Genomic DNA, 9,292 nt, shown 5'->3' on the forward strand with positions numbered 1-9,292 from the left:
GGGAGGGAGAAGGAATTTTGCAAAGGTCTCAGCACATTTAATAGCACGGTAGCGCACCCGATACGGGCATAAAAGCCGTGTATGCTTTTGGGCGGTTATTGATACGCGCAGACAGTAAGGCTTAATTTCCCGCTAAGCCGTTCGTGCGTTCCGAGAGGGGCAATTGGAGCCCGAAGGAAGTAAGCATCGAACGGCTTTTTGTATTGACTATATATCGAAAAATCCCTTGCCGTTTCATTTCTTGAACTCTGCTTTTGCCTTTTCCGTAAACGTCGGCAATCTTATTAACCCAGATTCAAACAGCGGTCTTGGGGCAGCCGTCCTGCCCAGTCGCAGGCAAACTGCCAGGCAACGCGGCCCGAACGCCCGCCTCGCATTTGCGACCAATTCAATGCCGCCCGTTGTGCGGTATCATCAAAATCCACACCATAATATTCCAACCAGTTCGCCACTGCCTGCAGGTAATCGTTTTGGTCAAACGGATAAAAACTCAGCCACAGCCCGAATCGGTCGGATAGGGAAATTTTTTCTTCCACTGCCTCTTTGGCATGCACTTCGCCGCGAACGCCGGTATGTCCCGTATTTTCATCCATATATTCGGGCATCAGGTGGCGGCGGTTTGATGTGGCATACACCAAAACATTGGCACAGCGTTGGGACAGACCGCCGTCCAAAGCGGTCTTTAACGCCTTGTAGCCGTCTTCACCGTCTTCGAACGATAAATCGTCGCAAAAAACAATAAATTTTTCCGGACGGGGAGCCAGTAGTTGCAACAGGGCGGGCAGGGTGGTCAGGTCGCTTTTGTCTACTTCGATCAGTCGCAGGCCGCTCGCGCCGTATTCATGCAGCAATGCTTTGACTAACGACGATTTACCCGTGCCGCGCGATCCGGTCAGCAGGACATTGTTGGCGGGGCGGCCAGCCAGGAATTGTTCGGTGTTGCGGACCAGCTTGGCGGTTTGGCTGTCTACCGCTGCCAGGCGGGATAATGGGAAGGTATGCGGTGCGGGCAGGCTTTCCAAAATTCCTTTGTTGCCGGCCTTTTGCCAGTGGAAGGCGGCGGCATTCCAGTCCGGTTCGCGGGTTTCGGGCGGCAGCCAGGCATCCAGGCGGTTCAGAACCGATTCGGCCTTACGCAAAAAGGATTTCAGTTTCATGCTTTCATCTCAAGAAATGACAAAAGCGGGATTTTACACCATATCCAAAACGGTCGATTTGCGGTATATTCACAGCGATTGGTCTGCAAGGATTTTTATTATGTTCAAACGTCCGGAAGAATTGATTATGGCGGTGTTGGCCGCTTTATGGGTGGTGCTGACTTATTTTGCGGCTTCTTATTTCGGTGCGCCGGTGCATACCGCCTTGTTGATTTGCACGCTTACGCTGATTTGGGCGGCAGTTTTGTTTTTGTTATGGCAGCGGGATCGCATTCGCCTGATTTGGCCTTTGTTTCTCGGGTTGCTGACTGCATGTTGGTGGCCGCTGTTGGATTGGTATGCCGTGAGTAAGTTTGTCGGGCCGGGGGCTGTTGCCGACACAATTGTGATTAACAAGCCGTGGTTTGCATCTTGGACTTTTAAGATTGTTTTGGCTTTGGTGCCGACTGTTGCCGCTTATGCAGTGAAATACAAACACTACCGCAATCATCGTCATGATGCGCTGATTGATTAGATTGATGCTCCCCAATGATAGGCCGTCTGAAAAGATTTTTCAGACGGCCGTATTTGCGAAAAAAGGGACATTTTTTATTTTTTATGCGGGAATTTTAGTAAAAAGACGATAAATTGTTGTTAGAAGGTGTCAGAAATTATCAGAAAATCCGTATGGGTAATTTACAAATCAGGCATTTTAATTCAAACTGCTGCCTGTTTTGCCGAGAGGCACCATAAGACGCGGAGGGGCGGATTTTTCAGACGGCCTACCGCACCGCAGCAACAAAAAAACACGGAGACAGTTTTTATGAATTTCCAAAAAACATTGGCCGCCGCAGCATTGGCTGCAGTGTTGGGTTTGACCGCCTGTAACGGCGGCAGCCAAAACGCATCCCAAGCTGAAGGCGGAAAGCCTGCCGGCGATGCGCCTAAAATCGGTGTAACCATCTATAAATATGACGACAACTTCATGTCGCTGATGCGTAAATCATTGGAAGGCGAAGCGGCTGCGGCGAAAAATGCCGAATTGTTGATGAACGATTCGCAGAACAACCAATCCACGCAAAACGACCAAGTGGATGTAATGCTCGCCAAAGGTGCAAAAGTTTTGGCCATCAACCTAGTCGATCCTGCCGCAGGCAGCACGATTATCGAGAAGGCAAAAGCCGCCGGCGTTCCGGTCATTTTCTTCAATAAAGACCCAGGTGAAGCCGCTCTGAAAAGCTATGATAAGGCTTATTTTGTCGGCACCAATCCTCAGGAGTCAGGCGAAATCCAGGCATCTTTGATTGGCAAAATGTGGAAAGAGCATCCGGAATGGGACTTGAACAAAGACGGCGTGGTTGATTTCGTTCTGCTGAAAGGCGAGCCGGGCCACCCTGATGCCGAAGCGCGTACCAAATATGTGGTTGAAAAATTGAACGCCGACGGCATCAAAACCAAACAACTGCAGCTGGACACCGGTATGTGGGATGCAGCCAAAGCCAAAGACATCATGCAGGCATGGTTGTCCGGTACTTCGGGTAAAGACATCGAAGTAGTTATTTCCAACAACGACGGTATGGCAATGGGTGCTGTAGAAGCCATGAAGGCACAAGGTAAAGTCCTGCCGACCTTCGGTGTAGACGCACTGCCTGAAGCCCTGCAAATGATTAAGGCTGATACGCTGGCCGGTTCGGTATTGAACGACGGCGAAACACAGGCTAAAGCGGTATACGCTCTGGCAGTGGACTTGGCCGCAGGTAAAGATCCGGCCGCTTCTTCCGCCTACAAACTGGATGCAAACAGAAATATCCGCGTACCTTATGTGGGCGTGGACAAAACCAATCTGGATCAGTTTCTGAAACAATAATTTCAGAAGGCCTGATTGGATGCCCGGCCGGATTGAATATAATCCGGCCGGCTTCGCTATTTATATTTTTTATTTTCAGACGGGGTTTTCCATATTGCGCCCCAACCGGAAAACGGCGGGTGCCGTATCACGGTAAGGCCGTCTGAAAATCTGTGGCACACTGTTTTCAGGAAGCCATTTTGTTGACAATCATGAGGAACAAACCATGACGGCTAAGGATTCGACGGCGGAACAAGACCATTCCGTGCTGCTGACCATGACCGACGTGCATAAAGCCTTTCCCGGCGTGAAAGCCTTGGACGGCGTGAATTTGCAGGTAAAGGCGCATTCGGTGCACGCGCTGATGGGGGAAAACGGGGCAGGCAAATCCACCCTGCTCAAATGCCTGTTCGGCATCTATGCCAAAGATTCGGGCAGTATCCGTTTTCTCGGCCGCGAAGTGGATTTTTCCAGTGCGAAAGAAGCTTTGGAAAACGGTATTTCGATGGTGCATCAGGAATTGAACCTGGTGAAGCAGCGTTCGGTAATGGACAATCTGTGGTTGGGACGGTATCCGACCAAAGGCTTGTTCGTTGATCAGAAAAAAATGTATGCCGATACCAAAGCGATTTTTGACGAATTGGGCATCAACATCGATCCGCGCGAAAAAGTCGCAAAATTGACCGTGTCGGAAATGCAGATGATTGAAATCGCAAAGGCTTTTTCCTACAACGCTAAAATCGTCATTATGGATGAGCCGACATCCTCCCTGTCGGAAAAGGAAGTCGGCCACCTGTTTACCATTATCGACAAATTGAAGCAGCGCGGTTGCGGCATTATTTATATTTCGCACAAAATGGAGGAAATCTTCAAAATTTGTGACGAAATCACGATATTGCGCGATGGAAAATGGATAGATACCGTAGCGGTGAAAGAGACCACCATGGACGAGTTGGTGGCAAAAATGGTCGGCCGCAGCCTCACCCAGCGTTTCCCGGAAAAAAACAATACGCCCGGGGAAGTCGTGTTGCAGGTAAAAAAACTGACGGCGAAAAACCAGCCGTCCATCCGTGATGTCAGCTTTGAGTTGCGCAAAGGCGAAGTATTGGGTATCGGCGGGCTGGTTGGTGCGAAACGTACCGATATCGTCGAAACCCTGTTCGGCATCCGCGAACGTGGGGCAGGCGAAGTGTTGCTGCACGGAAAAGAGGTGCAGAACAAATCGCCGGTGGAAGCGATTAAAAACGGTTTCGCCCTGGTAACGGAAGAACGCCGCAGCACCGGTATTTTTGGCGGACTGGATATTAGCTTCAACTCGCTGATTTCCAATATGAAGAGCTATCAAAAAGGCGGCTTGCTGAGCAATAAAAGCATGAAGAGCGACACTCAGTGGGTTATCGATTCCATGCGTGTGAAAACGCCCAGCCAGAAAACCCATATCGGCTCGTTATCGGGCGGTAACCAGCAGAAGGTGATTTTAGGCCGCTGGCTTTTAACCAAACCCGAAATCCTGATGTTGGACGAACCGACACGCGGTATCGACATCGGTGCGAAATTTGAGATTTACCAGTTAATCGGCGAGCTGGCCGCGCAAGGTAAGGCGGTCATCATTATTTCTTCCGAAATGCCCGAGCTTTTGGGGGTTACCGACCGCATATTAGTGATGAGTGCGGGCAAGGTGGCCGGTATTGTCGAAACGGCGAAAACCAATCAGGAAGAAATCCTGCAATTGTCGGCTAAATATTTATAAGGCCGTCTGAAAACTTCAAAGCCATTACGCTGAATGCAAACAAATTGATTAGTTAAAGGAATTTTATGAGTGCCGTCAAACAGAACAAAGCCTTGGACTTTATGAAGGACTACGCGCTGTATTTCGTGCTGCTGTTGTTGCTGGTGGTGATTATCTCCAAAGATGCCAGCTTTTTAAGCCTGACCAATTTCAGTAACGTTTTAACCCAATCTTCGGTCCGCATCATCATTGCGTTGGGCGTGGCCGGCCTGATCGTTACCCAAGGCACAGACCTGTCGGTGGGCCGACAAGTCGGATTGGCAGCGGTTATTTCTGCCACATTGCTGCAGGCGGTAGACAATGTGAATAAAGTCTTCCCCGATTTGGGTGTTGTGCCGATTCCGATGGTTATTTTGCTGGTGTGCGCCATCGGTGCGCTTATCGGACTGGTGAACGGCGTTATCGTTACCGTTATGAACGTTACCCCGTTCATCGCCACGCTCGGCACAATGCTGATTATCTACGGTGTGAACTCTCTGTATTACGACTACGTCGGTTCCGCACCCATTGCCGGTTTCGACGGCGCATATTCCGCCTTCACTCAAGGTTTCTTCGATATCGGCGGATTCCGCCTGTCCTACATCACCATTTATGCCATTGTTGCGATTGCATTGATGTGGGTGATTTGGAACAAAACTCGTTTCGGTAAAAACCTGTTTGCCATTGGTGGCAATCCAGAAGCCGCCCGTGTTTCCGGCGTAAACGTTACTTTAAACCTGATTGGCATCTACACTCTGTCCGGCGTGTTTTATGCTTTCGGCGGCCTGCTGGAGGCGGGACGCATCGGTTCGGCCACCAACAATCTGGGCTTTATGTATGAAATGGACGCGATTGCAGCCTGTGTGATCGGCGGCGTGTCGTTCAGCGGCGGTGTCGGTACGGTATTCGGCGTGGTTGTCGGCGTGGTTATTTTTACCCTGATTAACTACGGCTTGAGCTATATCGGCGTAAACCCTTATTGGCAATACATCATCAAAGGTTCGATTATCGTTTTGGCTGTGGCCATCGATTCGTTAAAACACGCGAAGAAAAAATAAAAGGTTTGCCTGTCTATTAAGAGGCCGTCTGAAAACCATCTTTCGTTTCCATCGTCGGAACAAGGGTTTTCAGACGGCCTTCATCATAGGCGGCGGTGAAATCCCGATACATATTAACGTCGGCTCTGTTACAATGACCGCCCGTCCTGCCTGAAAAGAGGCCGTCTGAAAACGGCAGCTGGCAGGCGCACACTTCCGCATATCTTTAGTCCAAAGGAAATCCCATGTTCTCAAAAAGCGTAACCATTGCAAAATACGACCCCGAGCTTGCTGCCGCGATTGCCGCAGAAGTCGAACGTCAGCAAGACCATATCGAATTGATTGCCTCTGAAAACTACGTCAGCTATGCTGTAATGGAAGCACAGGGCAGCCAATTAACCAACAAATATGCCGAAGGTTATCCGAACAAACGTTACTACGGCGGTTGCGAACATGTGGATGTCGCCGAACAGTTGGCGATTGACCGTTGCAAAAAACTCTTCGGAGCGGAATATGTGAACGTGCAGCCACATTCAGGTAGCCAAGCCAACCAAGCGGTTTACGCCAGCGTGCTGAAACCGGGTGACACCATTTTGGGCATGAGCCTCGCGCACGGTGGCCACCTGACCCACGGTGCAAGCGTGAATATTTCAGGCAAACTTTATCACGCCGTAGCTTACGGTTTGGATGAAAACGAAGTGTTGGATTATGCCGAAGTAGAACGCTTGGCATTGGAACACAAGCCCAAAATGATTGTGGCGGGGGCATCGGCCTACGCATTGCAAATCGACTGGGCGAAATTCCGCGAAATCGCCGATAAAGTCGGCGCGTACCTGTTTGTCGATATGGCACACTATGCCGGCTTGATTGCGGGCGGCGAATATCCCAACCCCGTGCCGTTTGCCGATTTTGTAACCACTACCACCCACAAAACCCTGCGCGGCCCGCGTGGCGGTGTGATTATGTGCCGCGACAACACGCACGAGAAAGCCCTCAATTCCGCCATTTTCCCCAGCCTGCAAGGCGGCCCGCTGATGCACGTGATTGCGGCCAAAGCCGTTGCATTCAAAGAAGCATTGCAGCCGGAGTTTAAAGAATACGCCAAACAGGTCAAAATCAACGCGTCGGCGATGGCGGAAGAGTTGGTCAAACGCGGCCTGCGCATCATCTCCGGCCGCACCGAAAGCCACGTCTTCCTGGTGGATTTGCGCGCCAAAAACATTACCGGCAAAGCAGCCGAAGAAGCCTTGGGCAAAGCGCACATCACCATTAACAAAAACGCCATCCCGAACGATCCGGAAAAACCGTTCGTTACCAGCGGCATCCGTGTCGGCGCGGCAGCCATCACCACGCGCGGTTTCAGCGAAGCCGATGCGCGCGAGCTGGCCAATTTGGTTGCCGATGTTTTGGACAACCCGAATGACGAAGCCAATCTGAGCCGTGTGGCCGCTGCCGCTCAGGCTCTGTGCGCTAAAAATCCGGTATACGGCGCATAAGTGAAAGCATATGGCGGCCGGATAAACCATCCTTTGCTGCCATTGAGGCCGTCTGAAAATCTTTATGGCGTTTCAGACGGCCTTTACCGTTCAATCCTTCCTCTAACGATACTATGTCCAAACCGCAAGATGCATTTTCCAGATTGATACATGCGCTGAAAATCCTGCCCAATGTCGGCCCGAAATCGGCCCAGCGTATGGCCTACCAACTTCTCCAATACAACCGTGAAGGCGCGGAAGAACTGGTCGAGGCTTTGCAGCATGCGCTGAAACAAGTGCGGCATTGCACGCTTTGCAATACTTTGTGTGAAAACGAATTATGTGAAATCTGCGCCAATCCAGAGCGGGACGGCAAGCGGCTGATGATAGTTCATATGCCTGCCGATGTTGCCGGAATGGAAGCGGCACATTGTCATGACGGCTTATATTTTGTCCTGATGGGGCATATCAGCCCGCTGCAAGACATGGACTTGGGCCATATTGCGTTGGAGCAATTGGTTGTAAGGCTGCAAAACAGTGAAATCGAGGAAATCATCATCGCCACAAATTTCACCGCCGAAGGCGATGCCACCGCCTACATTTTGGCAGAACTGCTGAAAAACCTGCCTTATAAAGTCAGCCGTTTGGCGCGCGGTATGCCGCTGGGGGCGGAACTGGAATATATCGATGCGGGAACATTGGCGCAAGCAGTATATGAGCGTAAGCAGTTAAAAGAGTAATTTATCGGTTGAACACACTGAGGCCGTCTGAAAAGTTTCAGACGGCCTCAGCTCATTCTTCAAAGTGGTCGGTATTATTTTTTCAAAAGTTTGGCGGCTTCCAATGCATAATAGGTCAAAATACCGTCCGCCCCGGCTCGTTTGAATGCCAGCAGGCTCTCCAAAATTACCTGATTGCCGTCCAGCCAGCCATTTTGTATCGCTGCCTGCAACATGGCATATTCTCCCGAAACTTGATAAGCATAAGTCGGCACGCCGAAAGTCTCTTTTACTCTGCGTACAACATCCAGATAGGGCAGGCCGGGTTTTACCATAACCATATCCGCTCCCTCCTGAATGTCCAAAGCAACTTCCTGCAAAGCCTCGTCCGTATTGGCGGGGTCCATCTGATAGGTTTTTTTGTCCGCTTTGCCTAGGTTGCCCGAACTGCCGACCGCATCACGAAATGGACCGTAAAAAGCCGATGCATATTTTGCGGAATATGCCATGATTCGGGTATGTATATGCCCCGCGTCTTCCAAGGCCTCACGGATTGCACCGATGCGTCCGTCCATCATGTCGGAAGGTGCCACTACCTGAGCCCCGGCATCGGCATAACACAACGCTTGCCGAATCAAGACTTCGATAGTCTCGTCATTCATAACATAACCGTTACCGTCAGTCAGTCCGTCTTGACCATGTATGGTGTAAGGATCCAATGCAACATCAGTCATAATACCTAATTCGGGGAAACGTGCACGTAATTCGCGTACCACAGTCGGTACCAAACCCTCGGGGTTATAAGCTTCTTCTGCAAATTCGGTCTTATTTTCTGTTATCACCGGGAAAAGTGCCAACATAGGAATACCATAATTGAGAGCGTCCTCGGCTGTATGGAGTAATTTATCCAGACTTTGCCGTTTTACTCCGGGCATCGATGCAATATCTTCTTCCTGATTGCATCCTTCCAGTACAAAAACAGGATAAATCAAATCATCGGCAGACAGTGCATTTTCGCGCATCAGGCGACGGGAAAAATCATCTTTCCGCATACGCCGCATACGGGCTAAAGGGAGAATACGGGGGAGGAGGTTCATAATTGACAACAACCTTTCAATAATAACGGTATAAATTTAATCGAGTAAGAATTGTACGCCGAAGTCAAAATAAAAGCATACAAGTAAGTGGGAAATAAGTATTCCTTAGGCCAACCCCTATGTGGGTTTAAATTTAATTTTTTTAAAAAACAAAAATATAATAAGAAATCTTCTATTTTCTACAATATTTATTTGACAGTATTTTCGGATGTGC

At 49.9% G+C, this 9,292-nt stretch carries 8 protein-coding genes; 6 read left to right on the plus strand and 2 right to left on the minus strand.

Annotated elements, in window-relative coordinates:
• Positions 1–284: 284 nt before the first annotated feature.
• Positions 285–1,157, minus strand: a complete 873-nt coding sequence (locus HMPREF3107_RS09825) for an ATP-binding protein (RefSeq protein WP_070455158.1) — start codon at positions 1,155–1,157, stop codon at positions 285–287.
• Positions 1,158–1,257: 100 nt separating this feature from the next.
• Here HMPREF3107_RS09825 and HMPREF3107_RS09830 point away from each other — a divergent pair, with 100 nt between their 5' ends.
• The 6 genes from HMPREF3107_RS09830 (at position 1,258) to recR (ending at position 8,002) form a co-directional block, all read left to right on the plus strand.
• Positions 1,258–1,671: a hypothetical protein gene (locus HMPREF3107_RS09830; RefSeq protein ID WP_041961500.1), complete on the plus strand. Its 414-nt coding sequence runs from the start codon at positions 1,258–1,260 to the stop codon at positions 1,669–1,671.
• A gap of 288 nt (positions 1,672–1,959) precedes the next feature.
• Positions 1,960–3,003, plus strand: a complete 1,044-nt coding sequence (mglB, locus tag HMPREF3107_RS09835; RefSeq protein ID WP_049249589.1) for a galactose/glucose ABC transporter substrate-binding protein MglB — start codon at positions 1,960–1,962, stop codon at positions 3,001–3,003.
• A gap of 205 nt (positions 3,004–3,208) precedes the next feature.
• Positions 3,209–4,732, plus strand: a complete 1,524-nt coding sequence (mglA, locus tag HMPREF3107_RS09840; RefSeq protein ID WP_070455159.1) for a galactose/methyl galactoside ABC transporter ATP-binding protein MglA — start codon at positions 3,209–3,211, stop codon at positions 4,730–4,732.
• Positions 4,733–4,797: 65 nt separating this feature from the next.
• A complete protein-coding gene (mglC, locus tag HMPREF3107_RS09845; RefSeq protein WP_041961498.1) occupies positions 4,798–5,808 on the plus strand; it encodes a galactose/methyl galactoside ABC transporter permease MglC in 1,011 nt (336 codons plus the stop codon).
• Positions 5,809–6,032: 224 nt separating this feature from the next.
• Entirely contained in the window at positions 6,033–7,283 is a 1,251-nt protein-coding gene (gene glyA, locus HMPREF3107_RS09850) for a serine hydroxymethyltransferase (RefSeq protein WP_070455160.1), read from the plus strand.
• A gap of 113 nt (positions 7,284–7,396) precedes the next feature.
• Entirely contained in the window at positions 7,397–8,002 is a 606-nt protein-coding gene (recR, locus tag HMPREF3107_RS09855; protein WP_070455161.1) for a recombination mediator RecR, read from the plus strand.
• 74 nt (positions 8,003–8,076) lie between these two features.
• On the opposite strand, the gene hemB is transcribed toward recR, so the two are convergent.
• A complete protein-coding gene (gene hemB / locus HMPREF3107_RS09860) occupies positions 8,077–9,078 on the minus strand; it encodes a porphobilinogen synthase (protein WP_070455162.1) in 1,002 nt (333 codons plus the stop codon).
• Between the last annotated feature and the right edge of the window lie 214 nt (positions 9,079–9,292).

Origin of the sequence: Neisseria sp. HMSC31F04 (assembly GCF_001807735.1) — a bacterium.
Lineage (GTDB): Bacteria > Pseudomonadota > Gammaproteobacteria > Burkholderiales > Neisseriaceae > Neisseria > Neisseria elongata.

What these genes read in the sequence shown, in the direction of transcription:
- HMPREF3107_RS09825 (WP_070455158.1), bottom strand. Translation starts at nt 1,157, where the DNA reads ATGAAACTGAAATCCTTTTTGCGTAAGGCCGAATCGGTTCTGAACCGC.
- HMPREF3107_RS09830 (WP_041961500.1), top strand. Translation starts at nt 1,258, where the DNA reads ATGTTCAAACGTCCGGAAGAATTGATTATGGCGGTGTTGGCCGCTTTA.
- mglB (WP_049249589.1), top strand. Translation starts at nt 1,960, where the DNA reads ATGAATTTCCAAAAAACATTGGCCGCCGCAGCATTGGCTGCAGTGTTG.
- mglA (WP_070455159.1), top strand. Translation starts at nt 3,209, where the DNA reads ATGACGGCTAAGGATTCGACGGCGGAACAAGACCATTCCGTGCTGCTG.
- mglC (WP_041961498.1), top strand. Translation starts at nt 4,798, where the DNA reads ATGAGTGCCGTCAAACAGAACAAAGCCTTGGACTTTATGAAGGACTAC.
- glyA (WP_070455160.1), top strand. Translation starts at nt 6,033, where the DNA reads ATGTTCTCAAAAAGCGTAACCATTGCAAAATACGACCCCGAGCTTGCT.
- recR (WP_070455161.1), top strand. Translation starts at nt 7,397, where the DNA reads ATGTCCAAACCGCAAGATGCATTTTCCAGATTGATACATGCGCTGAAA.
- hemB (WP_070455162.1), bottom strand. Translation starts at nt 9,078, where the DNA reads ATGAACCTCCTCCCCCGTATTCTCCCTTTAGCCCGTATGCGGCGTATG.